Consider the following 20,689-nt stretch of genomic DNA (forward strand, 5'->3'; position numbering starts at 1 on the left):
ACCATGGCCGAAGCACGATCTTTCATCAACCCCAGAACACAGACTTTTGACTCTCTGAAAACGAACCTTGCGCTGCCCAAGAACAGCAAGGACAAGTTCGTCGCCCTCAATTCCCACATCTCGGGCGGCGTCGTCCTTGCCGGTGAACTGGTCATCGTCGGCGACGCCTCCACTCCGTCGTCCACTGCTCAGGAAGCTTTCCTGATGGCCAAGGCTGCGCAGGTGCATACGGCGTTACTGGTCAATGGCGCTGATGGGGATGACTTTTTTCTTGAGAATTTCGAGCTGCTCAAGCAAGCCATCTCCTACACATCCATGGGCATAGGTGCCACGAGTGATGGCTGGGCCAAGCATATGGAAGAGATCAAGAAATCGCTCCAGGCTATCGAAAAGCTCTACCGGGAACACATGGGCTCCGGCACGATGACCCAACGAGACGCGTTCTACGCCAAACGATCAGAACTGTTCATGAAGCTTGATAAACTGCTCAATAATTTTCTGGCGTATGGATCCGGGCTGCGCAACGAAGGCTCGATCAAAAGACTGCTCGGGCTTTCAACCAGCAGCTACATGCACACAGGCGAAATCGCAGGATACGCTGACAAGGTCTCTGGCGTGGCCAAAGCCTCTAAATGGATCAAGAGAGGCACGTACATAGGGACTGCGCTTGAGGTGGGTTCCACAGGGCTTTCGATTCATAAAGCTTGTACGCTTGGCCGTGAGGAGCAGTGCAGGAGAGCAAAGTATGTCGAGGGTAGTACGCTGGTGGGTAGTGTATATGGAAGTATTATAGGGGGCAGCGTCGGAGGTGCTATAGGCACCTTTACATGCGTCGTCGGACTAGGCCTCATTACAGGAGGCCCCGGCGCATTAGCATGCGCTGTAATAGGAGGAGCAGCCGGTGGATTTCTCGTTGGGAAAATTGGAGAAAATATTGGAGAAGGCACTGGCGAGTTCATCTATAAAAAGGTAGGAGAGTAGTTTATGATTCCCGAAACTGTCGCACCCTGCTTAATGATATCAATGCTGATTACTGTATTTTTTTCGTTCTACGTCGCGTCCAGGTACACGGAAAAACTAGAAAGCTTCTTCCCAAACAGTACATTTTTAGAAGGAAATAAAGCAACATTCTCAGGAGCAGGTTTTCTCGGAAAGATAATGCGCTGTGGCTTTATGGCATTTATTCTGATGCTACCAAAACTTAGCATTAAAAGAGGGGCTGCTGACGCAAAGGACATCCGGCAATTCCCGATTAAGTTAAAATGGATACTGCTCACACCCTGGATCGCCCAGCTCGCCCTATGTACAGCTCTTATTTTATTTCAGCTTTGGACATCTTTTAGCACACACACCTAAGGAAACGCTGAAGAAGACTTTCAAATTTGGCAGAATGCCTGATCTCAACCGCCGAGACACCCGATGAAGCAGATGACCTTCGATGAAACCAGCATTTTCAACTTCAGGCGCTTGTTGGAAAAGCACGAGTTGGCAGACGGGATACTGCAGTTCATCAACGGCTATTTGGGTGATCGTGGTTTGATGCTGCGCCAAGGCACCGAGGTCGATGCGACGATCATTCACGCGCCGAGTTCGACCAAGAACAAGGACGGCAAACGCGATTCTGAGATGCATCAGACGAAGAAAGGAAATCAATACTTCTTCGGCATGAAAGCGTATATCGGCATCAATGCCGATTCGGGTTTAGTCCATAGCCTGGTGGGCACTGCGGCGAATGTAGCGGACGTGACCCAAGTCGATCAGTTGCTACACGGCGAGGAAACCTATGTCATCGGTGATGCGGGCTACACCGGCGTGGACAAGCGCGCGGAGCATCAGGATCGTCAGAGGATCTGATCGAGCGAGTTTTTTGAACCTCAGGCCACGAGCGCATCAAAAATCGATGCGTACTTCAAAGCTTCCTTAGGTGAATTCTCTACAAGGAAATTACAGAATGACAAGTGATCTAATAGGTCTCATTTTTGGAGCGCTATTGATACTCATCATAATAAATCTATTTGCCACGGCAGTTATTGCGCACACGTATATTGAAACTATAGAGAAACAACTACCCAACTGCTCTTCTGTACAAACAATTAGAGAGGCCTGGTCGGGAGGTGGTCTGATTGGAAAAATCATGCGCGGCGGCATTATCGCAACAATACTCATGGCCCCCAACCTAAGCACCAGAAGGGGACTTATCGACATTAAGGAAGTCAAAAACCTGTCGGGTTTTTACAAAAAAGTTTTACTCATCCCGACAATCGTGACGTTCTTTTTGTTTTTCTGACTTATGGCACTCAGGGTTTCAGCTTATTTTGGAGGGCTTTAAAAACTTGCCCGAATAGAACATATTATTTTTAATGAAACTCTCACACGCCATGCTGGCAAGGTCGATCAGACCATGATAAATATCCCGATAGGCTTGGTCGGTCTGATCATAATGGTACCGATGATACTTAACCTCTTCGTCACCGCCTTCATTGCGCACAAGTATGTTGAGATCATCGAACAGCAGCTACCGAACTGCTCTTCTGTACAGACCATCAGAGAAGCATGGTCAGGTGGTGGCCTGCTCGGAAAGGTCATACGCGGTGGCGTTATTTCTGTAGTATTGATGGTGCCGAAGCTAAGCGCCAGGAGAGGCGTCATTGATGACAAAGAGGTTGAAAAACTCCCAGCGTTTTATAAAAAATCCTTGATAATCCCGACGGTCGTAAATTTCTGTTTACTTACAGCGATGATGGCACTTAGTATTTTCCTGGGTCAAGATTAGCAATCGATAACGACAAGATCGAAGGCACACATGACGCTCCTTCTTTCATAAAGCGCACAAGGGAACAGTCTTCATGAGCGAGATCAGAACGTGACCAATATCGAGCCGGGCCTAATCGGGATTTTCTTGTACGCCGCGATGCTCATCATTATTCTCGCGTCAGCCTACGTAGCACATAACTACACGGACATTTTCGAATCACACTTACCCAACTGCAAGCTCATCACAGACAACAAATCCACGTACGGCGACGCAGGCATGCCTGGAAAAATGGTGCGGTGCGGGATGATGTATCTGTTTTTGATTTTTCCCAGCCTGGGTAAGAAACAAGGCCTTATGGATATAGAGGAATCCAGAAGCTTTCCTAAAAACATGAAGTACCTGCTGTTTATCCCCTGGACAGCGCAGATCGTGGTGCTTATGGCCCTGATCGGGTTCACCCAGTTTGTGATTCCCCACGCTTGAAAGATGATGATAACGCACACCCGAACGGATCCGGGCGCGGGGTTGACGGTGGTGATTTGCCTAAATTACATGACGAATCACAGCGCATTCCCCAAGATAGAAAAATATCACCACGCCCCGAAGAACCCTCCAGAGCGCAGTATCAGGCCAACCAGCAGATTAACGCTTAGAAAACCAGCTTGAACAGGGCAATAACCACGACCAGGCCGATCAGAAAGATGATGCCGACGGTGCTTCCCAGGAACTTGAGCATTGTGTATCTCCACGATTTATTTGGGTCTCATGGTTGGGACCGCAGCGTTCTGCACTCGTTTCTTATATTTTTACATTCAGTCACCACCGTCGCTAGCGACGAAAATCCAATAAAACTTTTCCCCTCCTCCAGCACTCACACCCTTTGCTGATCCTGCCGGGCGACACACAGAGCGAGACAGCAAAACCTGATGAACCCTGGAGATAAATGATGATTTCTGCACCGCAATCACAGCTTTCCGATGTAAACACTCTGCGCCAGCGCGCACGCCAGAACGTTGAAGATGGTGCTGTGACTGAAGGTTACAGCGCTGACCGCGAGACCGTGCTGCGCCTGCTCAATGAGTCGCTGGCGACCGAACTGGTCTGTGTGCTGCGCTACAAGCGCCACTACTACATGGCGTCGGGCCTGAAGGCGAGCGTGGCAGCAGCCGAATTTCTGGAGCACGCAGAACAGGAAGCGCAGCACGCCGACAAGCTGGCAGAGCGCATCGTGCAACTGGGCGGCGAGCCTGAGTTCAACCCGGACACGTTGTCGAAGAACTCTCACGCGCAGTACGTGGCGGGCAATACACTGAAGGAAATGGTCTACGAGGATCTGGTCGCCGAGCGCATTGCGGTGGACAGCTATCGCGAGATCATTCAGTACCTCGGTGACAGCGACCCGACTACGCGTCGCATCTTCGAAGAAATCCTTGCTCAGGAAGAAGAGCACGCTGATGACATGGCGGATATTCTGAACGATCTGTAACACGCGGCAGCAAATGAAAAGCCAGGACCTGTGTCCTGGCTTTTTTGTGGGCGAAAGGTTCTGACGATTACTTCACCGTCTTCGGCGCCTTGCCTGTACGCATCTGCTCCAATAGCGGACCACACTGGTTCGGCTCACTGTCGCCCGTCGCGACCAGCGCCAGCAGACCGGCGGCCGGGCCTACGGTGGCCCCGAGCAGGACCATGCCGGCACCGCGCAACAGTAACGGACCGGACTGCACGCCCGCATTGGGCTTGGCGAATGGCCCATTGACGTACAGCGGCGAGCGTAGCGAGAACACACGGAAGCCTTTGGATTCCGGGTTGATCTGCAAGTCCAGTTGCTCGGTCTTCATGTTCGCCGTGCCATTGATGTAGATGATGGCATTCTCGGTATCGAAGACGAACAACCGACTGGTTGCCAGCCCGTCCTTGATACCGAAATCAGAGGCCGCACAATTGATCTTCACGTCCTTGTCGCCAAACAGCTTGCCCACTACATAGTTGCCTACGTTGAGGCCGGCGATTTCCATCAGGCCGCGACTGATCGCGCCATCGTTCACCAACATTTTCATTTCGCCGTTGGCAGTGCCAAGCAGCGCCGCAATCGAGTTGCCGCGACCACTGATGTCAGCATCACCGTTCAACTCACCGAAGCTGGTTTTCATTGGCTCGAACGTCGGAAACAGCTGCTTGAGCTTGAAGTTGCGCGCCGACAGCTTTGCCCTGCCCTGCATCGGCTTGTTGCGGCCATCCAGACGAATATCGGCATCCAGCTTGCCGCCCGCCACGCCAAAACGCAGCGGCTCAAGGCTTAACTGACCATCGTTGAGAATCAGGTGGGTATACAGGTCTGTGAACGGCAGGTCCGGGCTTTGCACGATGCGCTTGCCGGTGAACTCAACGTCGGCATCCATCGCTCGCCAGCGGTCGGTCTGAAACTCTTCGACAGGCAGAACCTTGCCCGACGGCTGCTTGCTCTCGCCGCCACGCTTTTTCTGCGCCGCATTAGAGTCCGCGCCGATCAGTGGTGCCAGGTCGCTGAACAACAACTGATTGGACACCAGAACGCCGGTCAGCCTGGGCCGAGGCTGACTGGCAACGAAACCCAGGTCTCCGTGGATGTCGCTGTTGCCGATCTTGCCGTTGAAGCCTTCGTAACGAAAGTTGGCACCTGCCGGATCGTGCAGCCTGGCAACCAGGCGGCCGTCGGTCGAGTAAGCGGGAGAGTCCGGCAGGGTCACGCCGGTCAGAGGGTAAAGATTGCTCAGGCTCGCCCCGGAAAGTTTGAGGCGCAGGTCCAATGCGCCCAGGTTCTGTGGATCGGTCAAGGTGCCTGCGATGACCGCGTGGGTATCACCGACCTTCACATCAGCCTGCACCGGAAACGGCTGATTGGCGTCTTTGAGCGCGAGCAGGCCGCCCACTTTGCCGGTGCCGTTCAGTTTCTGACCGTGGTACTGGCCTGTAACAGCAAGGCCAAATGCATAGTCCTGCGGCACCGCGCCCTTGTCCTGCGCTTTTTGCGCTTCCTTGCTACCGACGATTTCACTGAACGGGATCGGCTTGCCGAGCAAATCGATCACCACGTCCAGATTGGCATTCAACGTCTGGTCATTGAAGCTCACCAGCCCCTCGTCGAATTTGATCGCGCCGATATCCACAACCCATTTGGAAGGTTCGGCATCGGGATCGGATTTGGGCAGGTCAAATACCCAGTTGGCGCGACCATCGGCCAGACGCTCAAGCTTTGCCTCGGGGCCGGTCAAATCGATACGCGGGATGACCACTTGCTGGGCCAGCAACGGCAGCAGCGACAGACGAAATTCAACGTGCTTGAGGGTTACCATCTGCGGGGTCTTCGACCACTCGGGATTACCCAGCGTCAGGTCATCGGCGACGAAGTGCGGAGACGGCACCCACGCGCGCCAGCCACCGAGCTCAGGCTCGCGCGTCCAGCGTACGTCCAGATCGCCATTGATGGCGAACGGGCGATGCAGCGCTTCGCTGACTTTCTGATTGAGGGTGGGTTTGATGCGATTCCAGTCGAAAGTGACAATCACAATGACCAATATGGCCAGCACCACCAGTAACGTGGCACCTGTCCAGGCGAAAATCTTGCGGCTGCGCGTCATGCGTGACTCTCCAGAAAACAGCGCCCCGACCCTGGCGCGCTGAATACGACATGAATGTTCGACTGACAAACGCGCCGAGGGTTTGATTTGAATACGAAATCGCAGCAAAGGCCAGCACCGATACTGCGGCTCCATTCGAGGGGCCGTCCTGAAAACCCTTTCGACGCAGGTAAAGCGCATTTGGTAAAGTGCAGCCCAGCCTAATCCAAGAATCGTTTGAGCCATGCTGCCCCGCGCCGAACAGAAACAACAGACCCGAAGAGCCTTGCTTGATGCTGCCCATCAGTTGATGGAGAGCGGGCGCGGCTTCGGCAGCTTGAGCCTGCGGGAAGTGGCGCGAACAGCGGGCATCGTGCCGACCGGGTTTTATCGTCATTTTGAAGACATGGATCAGTTGGGGCTGGCGCTGGTCAGTGAGGTCGGCCAGACCTTCCGCGAGACCATACGGCTGGTGCGGCACAATGAGTTCGCAATGGGCGGTCTGATTCGTGCGTCGGTGAAGATATTTCTCGAACGTGTCGCGGCCAACCGCTCGCAGTTTCTGTTTCTGGCCCGCGAACAGTACGGCGGCTCTCTCAAGGTGCGTCAGGCGTTGGGAGCTTTGCGCGAAGGCATAAGTGCCGACCTGACGGCCGACCTGGCAAAGATGCCCAAATGGCAGCACCTGAATGCCGATGCGCTGTCGATCATCGCCGACCTGGTAGTCAAGAGTGTGTTCGCAATGCTCCCGGAACTGATCGACCCACCTCCCGCGTCGCTTGCGCCACATCTGACGCCTCAGGCCAAGATTACCCAGCAACTGCGCTTCATCTTTATTGGCGCACGCCACTGGCGAGGGCTCGGCAGTCACGATTGAGTGACCCACCGCGATCTTGCGTGCTTCAGCGGCGCGCTACGCAGCGAGGGCACGAGAATCATTCATCGCTTGGTGCGCAACACGCATTGTCGTGCGCCAATAACCCTCAGCGAAGAACAGGCAGAGCACCAAAAATGTGCATGTTTTTATTTGTGCACCCAAGAAGAGCAATCAACGACGCATCTTGATCAACGTCGTCCGCGCCTGCCAGACATTTCCCACAACCTGCACTGTTGGCAAGCCCCTTGCTCTGATTTGAAGCATCGCAATTGGCTGGAAGCTATCTGATGCTGGTGATTCACAATCGAATCGAACCTCAGGCCGAATGGGCCGCCGAGCTGCACTTGAATTTCGAGGCGCGCAGCAAGAGTCGCTTGCGCTGCTTCAGTGCGGAAAACGAAGACGTCGGCCTGTTTCTGCAGCGTGGTCAGTCACCACTGCGCGATGGCGAGTTTCTGCAGGCGCAGGACGGCCGCATAGTGCGCGTCTGCGCACGCCCCGAAAAACTGATGCATGTCACCTGCAGCAGCACGTTCGAACTGACCCGCGCCGCTTACCACCTGGGCAATCGTCACGTCGCCCTGCAAGTCGGCGATGGCTGGCTGCGCCTGCTTGAAGACTATGTGCTCAAGGCCATGCTCGATCAGTTGGGTGCCACCGTTGAAACGCTCGAAGCACCTTTCCAGCCGGAACACGGTGCCTATGGCGGCGGTCATCATCACTCGCGTGCCGGCGAAGAGGATTTCAACTATCCGCCGCGCATGCACCAGTTCGGCGTGCGCAAGTGAACAGCGCCTGGGCGCTTTTGCGTCTGGCCAGCCCGCAGTTGCCGATTGGTGGCTACAGCTATTCGCAAGGGCTGGAAATGGCGGTGGAGCAAGCCATTGTGGTGGATCCGCAGACTGCGGGCCGCTGGATCGGTGATCAACTGCTCCTCAATCTCGCCCGTTTCGAGGCACCCTTGCTGCTCGCCCATTGCGAGGCAGCGTCAGCCGGTGACTGGGGCCAGTTGCTGCAAGTCAGCGAGCAGCACCGCGCCAGCCGCGAAACACGCGAGTTGTATCAGGAGAGCCGACAGATGGGTTACTCCCTGCAACAGTTGCTCAATGGCCTGCCGGAGCTGGATCGCGAGGCACGTCGGTTCCTGGAGCAGACAGCAGAGCCGCATCTGGCCCTTGGCTGGGCACTGGCTGCGCGTGCCTGGCGGATTGATCCGCAAGACGCGCTGGCCGCCTGGCTGTGGAGCTGGCTGGAAAACCAGTTGGCCGTACTGATGAAAACCCTGCCGCTGGGTCAGCAGGCTGCGCAACGCCTGACCAGCGAGCTGTTGCCCTTGTTGCAGCAGGCGCAGGTCAGTGCAAACAGTCACGATACTCACCATGCTGGCAGCGCGGCCTTTGGTCTGTCTCTGGCGAGCATGGCGCACGAACGTCAATACAGCCGGTTATTCCGGTCCTGATCAGTCTTTATGGAGAACTCAATGAACAGCCAACCTCTGCGCGTCGGTATCGGTGGCCCGGTCGGGTCCGGCAAGACGGCCCTGACCCTGGCCCTATGCCTGGCATTGCGCGACCGCTATAACCTGGCGGTCGTGACCAACGATATCTATACCCGCGAAGACGCTGACTTTCTGGTGCGCAACGAGGCACTGGCACCTGAGCGCATCATCGGTGTTGAAACCGGTGGCTGCCCGCACACCGCCATTCGTGAAGACGCCTCGATCAACCTTGAAGCGGTTGACCAGCTCAATCGCCGCTTTGAGGGTCTGGACGTGATTATTGTCGAGTCCGGCGGCGATAACCTTTCCGCGACGTTCAGCCCGGAGCTCTCCGACCTGACGATCTATGTAATCGACGTGTCGGCAGGCGACAAGCTGCCTCGCAAGGGCGGCCCCGGTATCTGCAAGTCTGATCTGCTGGTGATCAACAAGATCGACCTCGCGCCGCTGGTGGGTGCGTCACTGGAAATGATGGACAGCGACACACGCAAGATGCGCGGCGAAAAGCCGTTCGTGTTCAGCAACCAGAAAACCGGCCAGGGTCTGGAGCAGATCATTGCCTTCATTGAACGCCAGGGCCTGCTGACTGCGGCCGCCTGAATTCACAACCAAAAGGAACCCGTCGATGAACTACAAAAAAGCCCTTGGCGCCCTCGCGCTGCTGCTGATCCCGACCCTGGCGCTGGCTCACCCCGGTCATGGCGATAACGGTCTGATCGCAGGTATCAGCCATCCGATTGGCGGGCTGGACCATTTGCTGGCGATGCTTGCGGTCGGCCTGTGGGCTGCGCAACAGCAAGGCACAGCCCGCTGGGCGCTGCCTTGCACCTTCGTCGGCACCATGCTGATCGGCGGTGTGCTGGGCTTTGAGGGGCTGAACCTGCCAGCACTGGAAAGCGGCATTGCGGCGTCGGTACTGGCGCTGGGTCTGGCCGTGGCACTGGCTGTGCGTCCGCCCGTGGCGCTGGCTGTGGCAGCAACGGCAGTGTTCGCTTTGTTCCACGGCGTAGCGCATGGCCTTGAACTGCCTGACATGTCCAGCCCGTGGGCTTATGCAGCAGGTTTCGTTGCTGCGACTGCGGCTTTGCACGCAGCGGGTTATGCCGTAGTTCGCGCACTGCCTCAAGCCGCAGCACCGTTGGTGCGGATTGCAGGGGCAGCGTCTGCGGCCACTGGCGTGTGGTTGCTGGCGGGCTGATCAGACTCCCGGCTGATCGCGCCCGTTTATTCGGGAGCGATCAGTGGGAGAGGGTCAGCGCGATAGCGCAGGAATGCGGTACAGGTAGAGCAGCACTGCGCTGGCAAACGCCAGCAGGCAGACCGGCAAGGGATGCAGACCGAACAGCACAGCAATGGCCGCGATCCAGGCGGGCAGCCCGGCAGCGAGGAAGGCCAGACGGCGGATGGCAGCCAGTTTGAGCCATGCTGTCGGCTCTTCCGGGGTATCAAGTGCGGCCTGGGTGGCCGCCAGCGCGCGCTTGTAAGCGCCGAAGGGTTTGAGGCTGACGAACATCGAGCCTATGCCGGCGATGAACAACGGGATTGCCAACACGGGAATGAGTGGCTCGCTGGCACCGAAAAATACACAGACCACCAGCAATGGCGCCAGGGTCAGACCCAGTTGACGCCACCATGCCATTTCCAGCTTTTGGCGAACCTCGCTACGTGTCACGCGGGGCCGACCTCACTCTGATGCTCGTTACCCATCATGTGCCCCAGCTTACCGGCCTTGGTCGCCAGATAAAGGCGGTTGTGCGGATTCTGTCCGGTGTGCAGAGGCACCCGCTCGGCAACCTTGATGCCCATGTCGGTCAAGGCTTTGACCTTGCGCGGGTTGTTGGTCATCAAGCGCAGCGACTCAACGCCCAGATGCTGAAGCATTGGCAGGCAGATCGCGTAGTCACGCTGGTCGGCGGCAAAGCCCAGACGCTCGTTGGCCTCAACGGTATCGGCACCGCCATCCTGCAGCTCGTAGGCGCGGATCTTGTTCATCAGGCCGATGCCGCGTCCTTCCTGACGCAGGTACAGCAACACGCCACGTCCCTCGGCCGCAATGGCGCGCAAGGCAGCTTCAAGTTGAGAGCCGCAATCGCAACGCTGGCTGAACAGGGCGTCGCCTGTCAGGCATTCGGAATGCACGCGGCCAAGAACCGGCTCACCGTTCGCCACATCGCCCAGACTCAGGACGACATGTTCACGGCCGGTTGCCGACTCGATAAAGCCGTGCATGGCAAACTCTGCAAAGGGTGTGGGCAGTTTGGAAGCGGCGACAAAGACGACGGGCACCGTGTGCTCCTGATCAGTATGAAGACTGGAAATTCGCAAGATTTGCATTGTAACAGCAGGTTCCTACGGACGCTCAGGCTGAATTCTCGGGCATTTAGATCATAAAGTTCGATAGATAGATGCGCTGCATTCCTTCACTGCGCACCGCCAAAATGCTGATAGCCATGCGTGTCGGGGGTGACGTCTTGTCCTGCATCGTCAACCAGAACGACACCTTGCCCCTCCTCGACCCGGCCAATGACATGCACTGGCCAGCCTTCTTCCAGCAAACCGGCCAGATAGCCGGGCGGCAACGTGAACGCCAGAATGTAATCGTCGCCACCGCTGAGCGCGGCCTGTCGGGCAGAAGGCAGGTCGAACAATGTCAGCAACTGATCAGACATCGGCAGCCGGTCACGTTCGACAACCAGACGGACACATGAAGCACGGGCGATGTGTCCACAATCAGCCAGCAGCCCATCGGAGATGTCCAGCGCCGACGTCGCCCTGCCCCGCAATGCCTGACCCAGCGCCAGTTGGGGTTGCGGCGACCAGTAGCGGGCCAGCAACGCTTCGGCAATCGAGGCTTCGGTGCTGCGCTGCTTCAATACCAGCGGCAACGCACCTGCACCATCACCCAGTGCGCCGCCGACGCACAGCAAATCGCCCGCGCGAGCGCCGCCGCGTGTCAGGGCTGATCCTGCGGGAACTGCACCAAACACCGTCAATGTCAGGCTCAAGGGACCGCATGTGGTATCGCCACCGATCAGATGCAGTGAGCAGCCTTGCGCCATCTGGTTAAGGCCACGAGCAAATGCCTGCAACCAGTCGGCATCGACCTGCGCAAGGGTCAAGGCAAGGGTAAACGCGACGGGTCGCGCGCCCATCGCTGCCAGATCACTGGCAGACACCGCCAGCGCACGCTGGCCCAGCAGGAAGGGGTCACAGATATCGGGAAAATGTACCCCGGCAACCAGAGTATCGGTCGAGATCGCCAACTGCTCGCCGGGCGCCAACGCCAGCAGCGCACAGTCGTCGCCGATCCCGAGGGCAACTTCCTCGCCCGCCTGCGCACAGGGCGCGGCGGCGAAGTAATTGCGGATCAGCTCGAACTCTCCCATGAAGGTCAGGCGCGAATCAGCGCTTGTAGGCCTTCACTTCGACTTCGCGCAGGCGCGGTGCCAGCTTGTCCAGCACGCCATTGACGAACTTGTGGCCATCAGTGGAGCCATAGACTTTTGCCAGCTCGATGCCTTCGTTGATCACCACACGGTAAGGCACATCGATGCGCTTGAGCAGCTCGAACGTGGACAGGCGCAACACGGCCAGTTCAACCGGATCGAGCTCTTCGATGGTCAGGTCGAGGCAAGGCGAGAGCGCGGTGTCGATCTCGGTCTTGTTGGTCGCCACACCGTGCAGCAACTCGCGAAAGTAGGCGCCGTCGACATTGCTGAAGTCGTTGTCGACACGGAACTGTGCTTCGATCTCGTTCAACGCATGGCCAGCCATATGCCACTGATACAGGGCCTGGGTTGCCATCTGGCGCGCTTCGCGACGTTTGGCACTTTTGCCCTTGGCGGCTTCCGGTGATTTGGCGTCGCGCGGGTTGAACTGATCGGTATCGTCGGAAATCACTTGGCCTCCAGCTGCGACAGCAGACTGACCATTTCAATGGCGGACAGAGCAGCTTCAGCGCCCTTGTTGCCGGCCTTGGTGCCGGAACGCTCGATGGCTTGCTCGATGGAGTCGACGGTCAATACGCCGAAAGCGACCGGAACGCCGAATTCCATGGAAACCTGGGACAAGCCTTTGACGCATTCGCCAGCGACGTATTCGAAGTGCGGCGTACCGCCGCGGATCACAGCACCCAGCGCAACGATGGCCGAGAACTCGCTGCGCTGGGCAACTTTCTGCACAACCAGTGGAATCTCGAATGCGCCCGGCGCGCGAATGATGGTGATGTCGCTTTCGCTGACGCCGTGACGTACCAGCGCATCAACGGCACCGCTAACCAGGCTTTCCACGACGAAGCTGTTGAAACGGCCAACTACCAGAGCGTAACGGCCCTGGGGGGCGATGAAGGTACCTTCGATGGTCTTCAAGGTCATTCGGTGAGTCTCGTATTAAAGAGCAAGCCCGCCTTGGGGCGGACTTTGAGGGATATTAGGCCACGAATCATGACCGTCAGGCCAAAACCTGCGAAAAACCGTCTTTCGCACGCCTCGACCTGCCGGTATTTATTCGGAGGGCACGTATTCTACAACTTCCAGATCGAAACCGGATATCGCATTGAACTTCATCGGTGAACTCATCAGGCGCATTTTGCGCACGCCAAGGTCACGAAGGATCTGCGAGCCGGCACCCACGGTGCTGTACGTGGTGGGCGTCTTGATCGGTTGTTGCCCGGCGGTTTCACGGATATGCGCCAGCAGCACATCGCCATCCAGCGGGTGGCCGAGCAACAGCACGACACCGCTGCCGGCCGCGGAAACCGCGCTCATGGCGGCGCGCAGGCTCCAGCGGCCGGGCTGCCTGACCATCAGCAAGTCGCGTAGCGGGTCCATGTTATGGACGCGGACGAGGGTCGGTTCTTCCGCACATATCTTGCCCAGGGTCAGTGCCAGGTGCACATCGCCCTCGACCGAATCACGGTAGGTCACCAGATTGAAACTGCCCAGCTCGCTGTCCATCGGCTGCTCGGCAATCCGCTGAACGGTACGTTCGTGGATCATCCGGTAATGAATCAGGTCGGCGATGGTGCCGATCTTGATGTCATGTTCCTGTGCGAAAGCTTCGAGTTCGGCGCGACGAGACATGGTTCCGTCGTCATTCATCACTTCGCAGATCAGACCCGTGGGCTCGAAACCGGCCATGCGCGCCAGGTCGCAGGCGGCCTCGGTATGACCGGCACGAGCCAGAGTGCCACCCGCCTGAGCCATCAACGGGAAGATGTGCCCCGGGCTGACGATGTCTTCGGCTTTGGCTTCTTTGGCGGCAGCAGCCTGAACGGTACGCGCACGGTCGGCGGCGGAGATACCGGTGGTCACGCCTTCTGCGGCTTCGATGGAAACGGTGAACTTGGTGCCGAAACCCGAACCGTTGCGCGGTGCCATCAGCGGCAGCTTGAGGGTTTCGCAGCGTTCGCGAGTCATCGGCATGCAGATCAGGCCACGGGCGAAACGCGCCATGAAGTTGATGTGCTCGGGCTTCACGCATTCGGCGGCCATGATCAGGTCGCCTTCGTTCTCGCGGTCTTCGTCATCCATGAGGATGACCATCTTGCCCTGGCGAATGTCTTCGACCAGTTCTTCGATACTGTTGAGCGCCACGCGGCACCCCCTTCAATCAATTCAGGATTTGAGGTAGCCGTTCTCGGCAAGAAAGCTTTCGGTGATCGTGCCGTGGCCCGGTTCTGCGGCCTTGTCGCCCAACAGCAGGCGCTCCAGATAACGTGCCAGCAGGTCCACTTCCAGATTGACCTTACGGCCAGGCTGGTAGTCGGCCATGATCGTTTCGCTCAGGGTATGCGGCACGATGGTCAGCTCGAACTCGGCGCCATTGACCGAGTTGACGGTCAGGCTGGTGCCGTCGACCGTGATCGAGCCTTTATGGGCGATGTATTTGGCCAGCTCGCGCGGGGCACGCACCGTGAACTGAATCGCGCGGGCGTTATCGGCACGGGAGACGATTTCGCCCACGCCATCTACATGACCGCTGACCAGATGGCCGCCCAGGCGCGTGGTCGGGGTCAGGGCCTTTTCCAGGTTGACCCGGCTGCCGCTCTTCAAATCGACGAAGGCAGTCACGGTCAGGGTTTCACGGCTGACGTCGGCCCAGAAACCGTCACCGGGCAATTCGACGGCGGTCAGGCACACGCCGTTGACGGCAATGCTGTCACCCAGTTTGACGTCGTTCAGGTCGAGCTTGCCGGTTTCCACGTAAACGCGGACGTCGCCACCCTTGGGAGTCAGGGCGCGGATGCTGCCGATGGATTCGATAATGCCGGTAAACATGGGTCCTCCGGGAGAACAAGGGCTGCGCGCAAGGCGAAAGCCGGGAATTATACGCCGGGTGCGCGCACAGGGAGAGCGATGACTCGCCAGTCATTACCGACGGCGCGCATTTCCACGATATTCAGCTCCAGCGCTTCACTCATCTGTGCCAGCGGCAGGTCGAGCAGCGGCCGGGCCGATGAGCCGAGAAACTTGCCGGCAATGAATAGCTGAAACTCGTCGACCAGCCCGAGACGCGCAAAGGCACCCGCCAGCCGCGGGCCGGCTTCGACCAGCACATCATTGGCGCCACGCGTGGCCAGTTCGCTCATCAACTTGCGCAGGTCCACATGACCGGCGCTGTCGGCCAGTGCCAGCATTTCATGGCCGTCTTCCTGATAACGTCCTCGCGCAGACGCTGCAGCGCAAGTCACCACCAGAGCACTGCCAGCCTGGAAGAACGGCGCGTCCAGCGGCACGCGCAGACGGCCATCAATCAATACCCGCAGCGGCGGACGCACAGCCGCCAGCGCGGTCAATTCTGCATTGAGCCCCAGCTCGTCGGGGCGCACGGTCAGGCGGGCCTTGTCGGCCAGTACCGTATCGGCGCCGGTCAGCACTACGCTCGACTGCGCGCGCAGACGCTGCACGGCAGAACGTGCCTCCGGGCCGGTGATCCACTGGCTCTCGCCGCTGGCCATCGCCGTTCGGCCATCCAGACTCATGGCCATCTTGACCCGCACATAAGGCCGTCCGGTTTCCATGCGCTGGAGAAAGCCTTTGTTCAGTGCTCGCGCTTCGCTTTCCAGCACCCCGCACTGAACGCCGATACCGGCATTCATCAGGCGTAACAGGCCACGGCCGGACACTTCAGGATTGGGGTCCTGCATGGCCGCAACGACCCGCGCCAGACCGGCATCGACCAGCGCATCCGCACACGGTGGCGTGCGCCCTTGATGGCTGCACGGTTCAAGGGTGACGTAGGCAGTCGCGCCCCTTGCGCGTTCGCCCGCCTGGCGCAGGGCATGCACCTCGGCATGCGGCTCGCCAGCCCGCACATGCCAGCCCTCACCGACGATCTGGCCGTCTCGCACGATCACGCAGCCGACTCGCGGGTTCGGGTGCGTCGAGTAGAGCCCTTTGCGCGCCAATTCCAGCGCACGCGCCATGTAATGAACGTCGAGAGCCGCCTGTTCAGTCAGCAATGCACTTATTCCTTACCCGGCTCGCGGGCCAGACGGTCGATTTCTTCACGAAACTCGTTGAGGTCCTGAAAGCGGCGGTACACGGAAGCAAAGCGGATATAAGCCACTTCGTCGAGTTTCTGCAGTTCGGTCATGACCAGTTCGCCAACCACCAGTGATTTGACCTCGCGCTCACCGGTCGCTCGCAGCTTGTGCTTGATGTGCACCAGCGCCGCTTCAAGGCGCTCGACACTGACCGGACGTTTTTCAAGCGCCCGCTGCATACCCGCGCGCAGTTTTTCTTCATCGAAAGGCTGACGGCTGCCGTCCTGTTTGATCAGGCGCGGCAAGACCAGCTCGGCAGTTTCGAACGTCGTGAAGCGCTCGCCGCAGGCCAGGCACTCGCGTCGGCGGCGTACTTGCTCGCCTTCGGCGACGAGGCGGGAGTCGATGACTTTGGTGTCATTGGCACCGCAGAAGGGACAGTGCATGGTGGCTGGCAACGAAAGAATGAGGAGCGCCATGTTAGCGCATCCTGCCGGCAAGACAAGGCTGAGGGTTTACGGTATATAGACGCGCATTAAAGCGATGTGAAATTGCCCGGGCTCGGTAATACTGCACGTCTGGCGTCGCACAGCCTGTCGATTTTTGTCTTGTGGAGCTCTTGATGACGTTACGCCCCGTTTTTCTGCTTGGCCTCATTGGCTTGCTGGCCGCGTGCAGCAGCAACGATGCGCCAAAACCCGCTGCAGCCCCGCCCGTTGCCCCGGCAATCAGAGTGCCTGCCGGACCTGGCCCGCTGCAACCCTATCAACGTGAACTCAGCGGGCAATTGCTGGGCGTACCGGCCGGAGCCGAGGTCGAACTCGCGATGCTGGTGATCGACGAGCGTGGTCGTCCACAAAAGCTTTTGACCAACACGTTGCTCAAAGGGAATGGCCAGTCATTGCCGTTCCAGCTGCGCTTCAACCCGGAAGCCTTTCCGGTGGGTGGGCGGGTCGAATTGCGTGGCCGCGCCAGCCAGTCAGGGCAGTTGATCCTGCACCTGCCGTCGATGCGCATCGACCAGCCCACCACACAAGCGTTGGGGCCGTTGCAATTCGTCAAGGCGCCATGATTGCTCCGCAACACCTTCAACACGCGCTGAGCGAACTGCTCGGCGATGCCCGGCTGGTCGTCACACCGCTACCGGGCACCGAGCTGAAGCTGTGGCTGATCGACGATGCCAACATGGACCGTGCCTTCAGCCCCGATGAAACGCGTCGTATTCTGGAAGATCCACCGTACTGGAGTTTTTGCTGGGCCAGCGGCCTGGCTATGGCGCGCTTCCTGGCCGAAAATCCGCACTGGGTCGAAGGCAAGCGGATCCTGGATTTCGGCGCAGGCTCAGGTGTCGCGGGCATTGCTGCGGTCAGGGCCGGAGCGCTTGAGGTGGTGGCCTGTGATCTCGATCCGTTGGCGATCGCTGCCTGCCGGGCCAACGCCGAACTCAATCAGGTGCCATTGAGCTACTCGACAGACTTCTTTGCCGAAACGGACCGCTTTGATCTGATTCTGGTGGCCGACGTTCTTTACGATCGTGCCAACCTGCCACTGCTGGATCAGTTTCTGTCACGGGGCCGCGAGGCACTGGTGGCGGATTCCCGCGTACGCGACTTCAAGCGAGATGCCTACCAGCGTCTTACGATACTGCACGCGCATACCCTGCCGGACCTGGCCGAACCGCACGAGTTTCGCGACGTGAGTGTGTATCACGCGGCGCGGTGAGCGTGGGGGTGAGGACGACATCCCACTGCCGACGCCGCTTTCAGCATTGCCCTGCTGGCCGTATAGTTGGCCGCATTCAGACTCTTCGAGACGTGCAATGAGCCAGGAAACTGCTTACATCTTCGACGCGACCACCGCGAACTTTGATCAACTGGTGATCGACAAGTCGTTCGACCAGCCCGTGCTGGTCGATTTCTGGGCCGAGTGGTGCGCGCCCTGCAAGGTCCTGATGCCTCTGCTGCAACAAATCACCGAGAGCTATCAGGGCGAGTTGCTGCTGGCCAAGGTCAATTGCGACATCGAGCAGGACATCGTTGCGCGCTTCGGCATTCGCAGCCTGCCGACCGTGGTGCTGTTCAAGGACGGTCAGCCGGTGGATGGTTTTGCCGGTGCTCAGCCCGAGTCGGAAATCCGCAAGATTCTCGAACAGCACGTGGTCATGCCGCCGCCTCCGGCCGGCGATCCGTTCAAGCAGGCCCAGGAACTGTTTGCAGAAAGCCGTTTTGCCGAAGCCGAAGCACAGCTCAAGGTGCTGCTGAGCGAAGACAATACCCATGCTGCAGCGCTGATTCTGTATGCACGCTGCCTGGCCGAACGTGGCGAGCTGAGCGAGGCCAAAGCAGTGCTGGATGCCGTCACCGGTGACGCACATAAAGCCGAACTGGCAGGTGCCAAGGCGCAACTGACGTTCCTGGCTGAATCGGCCACCCTTCCGGATGCAGCCGACCTCAAAAGCCGTCTTGCGCAGAATCCTCAGGATGACGAAGCAGCGCATCAACTGGCAATTCAGCAATTGTCGCGTCAACAGTACGAAGCAGCGCTCGATGGCCTGCTCAAGCTGTTCATCCGCAACCGTAATTACGCCGAAGGCCTGCCGCACAAGACCCTGCTGCAAGTGTTCGACCTGCTGGGCAACGAGCATCCGCTGGTGACTGCGTACCGTCGCAAGCTGTTCGCGGCATTGTACTAAGACAACCAGCCGCAGGTATCGTGCCGGTGCCTGCGGCTGTTCACGTCACCTCGGTCCAGCTATACAGCGGCGCGTCTCCGCTGCTCTCGACCTTCACGTTCGCACAGTGACGCAAGCGCACCAGCAAATGCTTGCCCGCCGCCGTGCTGCCGGCCAGCCCCTCGAGCTGACCCAACAGGTCCGGCCCGCTCATCTGCCCGGCCTTTTGCAGCAATTCCTGCGCGACCTGCCACAGCCTGTCATCCTGGTTGAGTGGCTTGCTCTCCACTACCGGCGTGCTTGCGTCCGGAGCTGCCGCCTTGAGCTGCGCGCCCAATTGCGCCCAGTCACCTTCGTCAAGCTCCAAGGTCAAATCCACCGGCCACTGGCCTACGGTTCCACGAATACGCAACATGTTATGTACCTGCTCACAGTCAGGCGTACATGCTCCCACAGGCTGGCGCACATGCCCATGATCAACCGTAACGCCACTGGCTGACGGCCGGTTCTTTACCGTTCATGAAATTGCCAAGCGCCCGTACGTCATAGACGTTCTCCCAATGCTCGACAATTCTGCCATCACGAAATCGCCACAGGCCGCAAAACGGCATGATGATTTTCCGCCCTTCGCAACTGGCGCGCATCTCCCCCACTACGCTGCCGAAGTGATCATTGGCAACGATCTCGTGGACATCCATGTACAAGGTTTGGCGTGTACGCCTGATCAGGTTGATCTCGTGGGACAGCACCGCCTGCTTGCCGATAGCGATGGACAGGCCGCCGCCAGCACCCTGATCGGCCTTGTGCAACACAATGTCGGCATCGGCGAATTCAGTAATGCGCGTCAGATCCTTGTACACAGCACGCAGGATTTCTCTATTCGAATGGAGCTTGTTCATGAGCATCTTCCCTGATGTCGCGTTTGGCTGGCGATGAAAACCTTTCCTGCGCATCCGGCGCAGGCACAGCAATTTTCATCTTCCAGAGTAGGACTTGATGACGCAAAGTGTGAGACTACTTCGGCATAAGCACTGGACAGGATATTCCGCAAGACTGTTCCAGAAGACACCGCCCGATAGCGTCCCGCGCAGACCTGGTGGTCTGGCTTTCGAATAAAAACACGTCCACGCACAACGACAGTTGTTATAAGATCACATAACAGTTTTTCTCGAACATTGTCCGGAGTCCGCTATGCGCCGTCTGTTACTCGCCCTGCCTTTCGCTTTGCTACCACTCGTTGCTGCCCACGCTGCCGAAGAACATGACCATGATCATGCGCACGGTGATGAACACGGCAGTCTGGGTGCCCACGAGCACGGGGTCGGACGTCTGGATGTGGTGCTGGAAGGCAAGAAGCTGGAATTCGAATTCGAAAGCCCGGCCATGAACATCGTCGGCTTCGAACACGTTGCAACTTCTGATGAAGACAAGGCCAAAGTCGCCAAGGCCCGCGAGCTGCTGCTCAAGCCCAATGCACTGTTCAGCATCGCCGATGCCGCCAATTGTTCAGCCACCTCGGTGACGCTGAAAAGCCCGCTGTTCGGCGACAAGGACGACGATCACGATGAACACGCCGACGCTGGCGATGCCGATCATCATGAGCACAGTGAAATCCACGGGCACTACACGTTCGTCTGTGACGCGCCCGCCGTTCTGAAGAAGCTCGACCTGTCGCAAATCTTCAAAACCTTTCCCGACACCAGGAAGCTTCAGGTACAACTGATCTCGCCAGGCGGCCAGTCGGGCGCAGAAGTGATCGCAGCCAACCCCACGCTGAAATTCTGATCACCCCTGCGGCGCATA

28 protein-coding genes and 1 pseudogene are annotated in these 20,689 nt (G+C 58.3%); 16 read left to right on the top strand and 13 right to left on the bottom strand.

What is annotated here, in order from left to right:
- Positions 1-3 precede the first annotated feature (3 nt).
- The 6 genes and pseudogenes from MME58_RS22800 to MME58_RS22825 all read left to right on the top strand — a co-directional run bounded on the left by MME58_RS22800 (position 4) and on the right by MME58_RS22825 (position 3,238).
- Positions 4-981, top strand: a complete 978-nt coding sequence (locus MME58_RS22800) for a hypothetical protein (protein ID WP_055004781.1) — start codon at positions 4-6, stop codon at positions 979-981.
- Between the two features lie 3 nt (positions 982-984).
- A complete protein-coding gene (locus MME58_RS22805; RefSeq protein ID WP_054986627.1) occupies positions 985-1,356 on the top strand; it encodes a hypothetical protein in 372 nt (123 codons plus the stop codon).
- A gap of 81 nt (positions 1,357-1,437) precedes the next feature.
- Positions 1,438-1,851 (top strand): annotated as a pseudogene (locus MME58_RS22810) (IS5 family transposase); the annotation flags it as partial.
- A 100-nt stretch (positions 1,852-1,951) separates the two neighbouring features.
- Positions 1,952-2,287, top strand: a complete 336-nt coding sequence (locus MME58_RS22815) for a hypothetical protein (RefSeq protein WP_055004782.1) — start codon at positions 1,952-1,954, stop codon at positions 2,285-2,287.
- Positions 2,288-2,401: 114 nt separating this feature from the next.
- Positions 2,402-2,773 (top strand): hypothetical protein, encoded by a 372-nt coding sequence (locus MME58_RS22820; protein WP_054986629.1) that lies wholly within the window; start codon positions 2,402-2,404, stop codon positions 2,771-2,773.
- Between the two features lie 90 nt (positions 2,774-2,863).
- Positions 2,864-3,238, top strand: coding sequence for a hypothetical protein (locus MME58_RS22825; protein ID WP_055004783.1), 375 nt, complete (start codon positions 2,864-2,866; stop codon positions 3,236-3,238).
- A gap of 166 nt (positions 3,239-3,404) precedes the next feature.
- Here the strand turns inward: MME58_RS22825 and MME58_RS28015 are convergent, their stop codons facing one another.
- On the bottom strand, positions 3,405-3,491 hold the full coding sequence (locus MME58_RS28015; protein WP_441344152.1) for a small membrane protein YohP: 87 nt from the start codon (positions 3,489-3,491) through the stop codon (positions 3,405-3,407).
- A gap of 210 nt (positions 3,492-3,701) precedes the next feature.
- Between MME58_RS28015 and MME58_RS22830 the strand changes: the two genes are divergently transcribed.
- Positions 3,702-4,241 carry a ferritin-like domain-containing protein gene (locus MME58_RS22830; RefSeq protein ID WP_054986631.1) on the top strand — a complete coding sequence of 180 codons (540 nt, stop codon included), beginning with the start codon at positions 3,702-3,704 and terminating at the stop codon, positions 4,239-4,241.
- 67 nt (positions 4,242-4,308) lie between these two features.
- Here MME58_RS22830 and MME58_RS22835 read toward each other — a convergent pair whose 3' ends face one another.
- Positions 4,309-6,375 (bottom strand): AsmA family protein, encoded by a 2,067-nt coding sequence (locus tag MME58_RS22835; RefSeq protein WP_055004784.1) that lies wholly within the window; start codon positions 6,373-6,375, stop codon positions 4,309-4,311.
- A 223-nt stretch (positions 6,376-6,598) separates the two neighbouring features.
- On the opposite strand from MME58_RS22835, the gene MME58_RS22840 reads away from it, so the two are divergent.
- From MME58_RS22840 to MME58_RS22860, 5 genes are all read left to right on the top strand, one after another.
- Complete coding sequence (locus MME58_RS22840) at positions 6,599-7,231, top strand: TetR family transcriptional regulator (RefSeq protein ID WP_002555418.1); 633 nt, start codon at positions 6,599-6,601, stop codon at positions 7,229-7,231.
- Between the two features lie 287 nt (positions 7,232-7,518).
- Positions 7,519-8,019 carry an urease accessory protein UreE gene (gene ureE, locus MME58_RS22845; protein ID WP_054986633.1) on the top strand — a complete coding sequence of 167 codons (501 nt, stop codon included), beginning with the start codon at positions 7,519-7,521 and terminating at the stop codon, positions 8,017-8,019.
- Positions 8,016-8,690, top strand: a complete 675-nt coding sequence (locus MME58_RS22850) for an urease accessory protein UreF (protein ID WP_055004785.1) — start codon at positions 8,016-8,018, stop codon at positions 8,688-8,690. Before ureE ends, MME58_RS22850 begins: the two co-directional genes overlap by 4 nt.
- Before the next feature lie 21 nt (positions 8,691-8,711).
- Positions 8,712-9,329: an urease accessory protein UreG gene (gene ureG, locus MME58_RS22855; RefSeq protein ID WP_054986635.1), complete on the top strand. Its 618-nt coding sequence runs from the start codon at positions 8,712-8,714 to the stop codon at positions 9,327-9,329.
- A gap of 25 nt (positions 9,330-9,354) precedes the next feature.
- Complete coding sequence (locus tag MME58_RS22860; protein ID WP_054986636.1) at positions 9,355-9,927, top strand: HupE/UreJ family protein; 573 nt, start codon at positions 9,355-9,357, stop codon at positions 9,925-9,927.
- Positions 9,928-9,981: 54 nt separating this feature from the next.
- On the opposite strand, the gene MME58_RS22865 is transcribed toward MME58_RS22860, so the two are convergent.
- From MME58_RS22865 to nrdR, 9 genes are all read right to left on the bottom strand, one after another.
- Positions 9,982-10,401 carry a hypothetical protein gene (locus MME58_RS22865; RefSeq protein WP_054986637.1) on the bottom strand — a complete coding sequence of 140 codons (420 nt, stop codon included), beginning with the start codon at positions 10,399-10,401 and terminating at the stop codon, positions 9,982-9,984.
- Complete coding sequence (ribA, locus tag MME58_RS22870; RefSeq protein WP_054986638.1) at positions 10,398-11,015, bottom strand: GTP cyclohydrolase II; 618 nt, start codon at positions 11,013-11,015, stop codon at positions 10,398-10,400. The genes MME58_RS22865 and ribA overlap by 4 nt, the downstream gene beginning before the upstream one ends.
- A gap of 134 nt (positions 11,016-11,149) precedes the next feature.
- Positions 11,150-12,115 (bottom strand): thiamine-phosphate kinase, encoded by a 966-nt coding sequence (gene thiL / locus MME58_RS22875; RefSeq protein WP_055004786.1) that lies wholly within the window; start codon positions 12,113-12,115, stop codon positions 11,150-11,152.
- A gap of 16 nt (positions 12,116-12,131) precedes the next feature.
- Positions 12,132-12,629 carry a transcription antitermination factor NusB gene (gene nusB / locus MME58_RS22880; RefSeq protein WP_054986640.1) on the bottom strand — a complete coding sequence of 166 codons (498 nt, stop codon included), beginning with the start codon at positions 12,627-12,629 and terminating at the stop codon, positions 12,132-12,134.
- On the bottom strand, positions 12,626-13,102 hold the full coding sequence (ribH, locus tag MME58_RS22885; protein WP_010438339.1) for a 6,7-dimethyl-8-ribityllumazine synthase: 477 nt from the start codon (positions 13,100-13,102) through the stop codon (positions 12,626-12,628). The genes nusB and ribH overlap by 4 nt, the downstream gene beginning before the upstream one ends.
- Positions 13,103-13,231: 129 nt before the next feature.
- Positions 13,232-14,323, bottom strand: a complete 1,092-nt coding sequence (gene ribBA / locus MME58_RS22890; protein ID WP_054986641.1) for a bifunctional 3,4-dihydroxy-2-butanone-4-phosphate synthase/GTP cyclohydrolase II — start codon at positions 14,321-14,323, stop codon at positions 13,232-13,234.
- A 21-nt stretch (positions 14,324-14,344) separates the two neighbouring features.
- The gene (locus tag MME58_RS22895; RefSeq protein WP_054986642.1) at positions 14,345-15,007 is read right to left on the bottom strand and encodes a riboflavin synthase; all 663 of its coding nucleotides are present in this window, start codon (positions 15,005-15,007) and stop codon (positions 14,345-14,347) included.
- A 47-nt stretch (positions 15,008-15,054) separates the two neighbouring features.
- Positions 15,055-16,155 (bottom strand): bifunctional diaminohydroxyphosphoribosylaminopyrimidine deaminase/5-amino-6-(5-phosphoribosylamino)uracil reductase RibD, encoded by a 1,101-nt coding sequence (gene ribD / locus MME58_RS22900; protein ID WP_162491435.1) that lies wholly within the window; start codon positions 16,153-16,155, stop codon positions 15,055-15,057.
- A 41-nt stretch (positions 16,156-16,196) separates the two neighbouring features.
- Positions 16,197-16,661: a transcriptional regulator NrdR gene (nrdR, locus tag MME58_RS22905; RefSeq protein WP_003317051.1), complete on the bottom strand. Its 465-nt coding sequence runs from the start codon at positions 16,659-16,661 to the stop codon at positions 16,197-16,199.
- Positions 16,662-16,837: 176 nt separating this feature from the next.
- On the opposite strand from nrdR, the gene MME58_RS22910 reads away from it, so the two are divergent.
- From MME58_RS22910 to trxA, 3 genes are all read left to right on the top strand, one after another.
- A complete protein-coding gene (locus tag MME58_RS22910) occupies positions 16,838-17,287 on the top strand; it encodes a hypothetical protein (RefSeq protein WP_055004788.1) in 450 nt (149 codons plus the stop codon).
- A complete protein-coding gene (locus MME58_RS22915; protein WP_054987302.1) occupies positions 17,284-17,937 on the top strand; it encodes a class I SAM-dependent methyltransferase in 654 nt (217 codons plus the stop codon). The genes MME58_RS22910 and MME58_RS22915 overlap by 4 nt, the downstream gene beginning before the upstream one ends.
- Before the next feature lie 97 nt (positions 17,938-18,034).
- Entirely contained in the window at positions 18,035-18,907 is an 873-nt protein-coding gene (gene trxA / locus MME58_RS22920; RefSeq protein WP_054987301.1) for a thioredoxin, read from the top strand.
- Positions 18,908-18,947: 40 nt separating this feature from the next.
- On the opposite strand, the gene MME58_RS22925 is transcribed toward trxA, so the two are convergent.
- Complete coding sequence (locus MME58_RS22925) at positions 18,948-19,301, bottom strand: hypothetical protein (protein WP_054987300.1); 354 nt, start codon at positions 19,299-19,301, stop codon at positions 18,948-18,950.
- Positions 19,302-19,362: 61 nt separating this feature from the next.
- Positions 19,363-19,785 carry a nuclear transport factor 2 family protein gene (locus MME58_RS22930; RefSeq protein WP_054987299.1) on the bottom strand — a complete coding sequence of 141 codons (423 nt, stop codon included), beginning with the start codon at positions 19,783-19,785 and terminating at the stop codon, positions 19,363-19,365.
- 292 nt (positions 19,786-20,077) lie between these two features.
- Here MME58_RS22930 and MME58_RS22935 point away from each other — a divergent pair, with 292 nt between their 5' ends.
- Positions 20,078-20,671 (top strand): DUF2796 domain-containing protein, encoded by a 594-nt coding sequence (locus MME58_RS22935; RefSeq protein WP_054987298.1) that lies wholly within the window; start codon positions 20,078-20,080, stop codon positions 20,669-20,671.
- Positions 20,672-20,689: the final 18 nt, after the last annotated feature.

It is taken from the genome of Pseudomonas syringae pv. tagetis, assembly GCF_022557255.1.
GTDB classification, from domain to species: domain Bacteria; phylum Pseudomonadota; class Gammaproteobacteria; order Pseudomonadales; family Pseudomonadaceae; genus Aquipseudomonas; species Aquipseudomonas caricapapayae.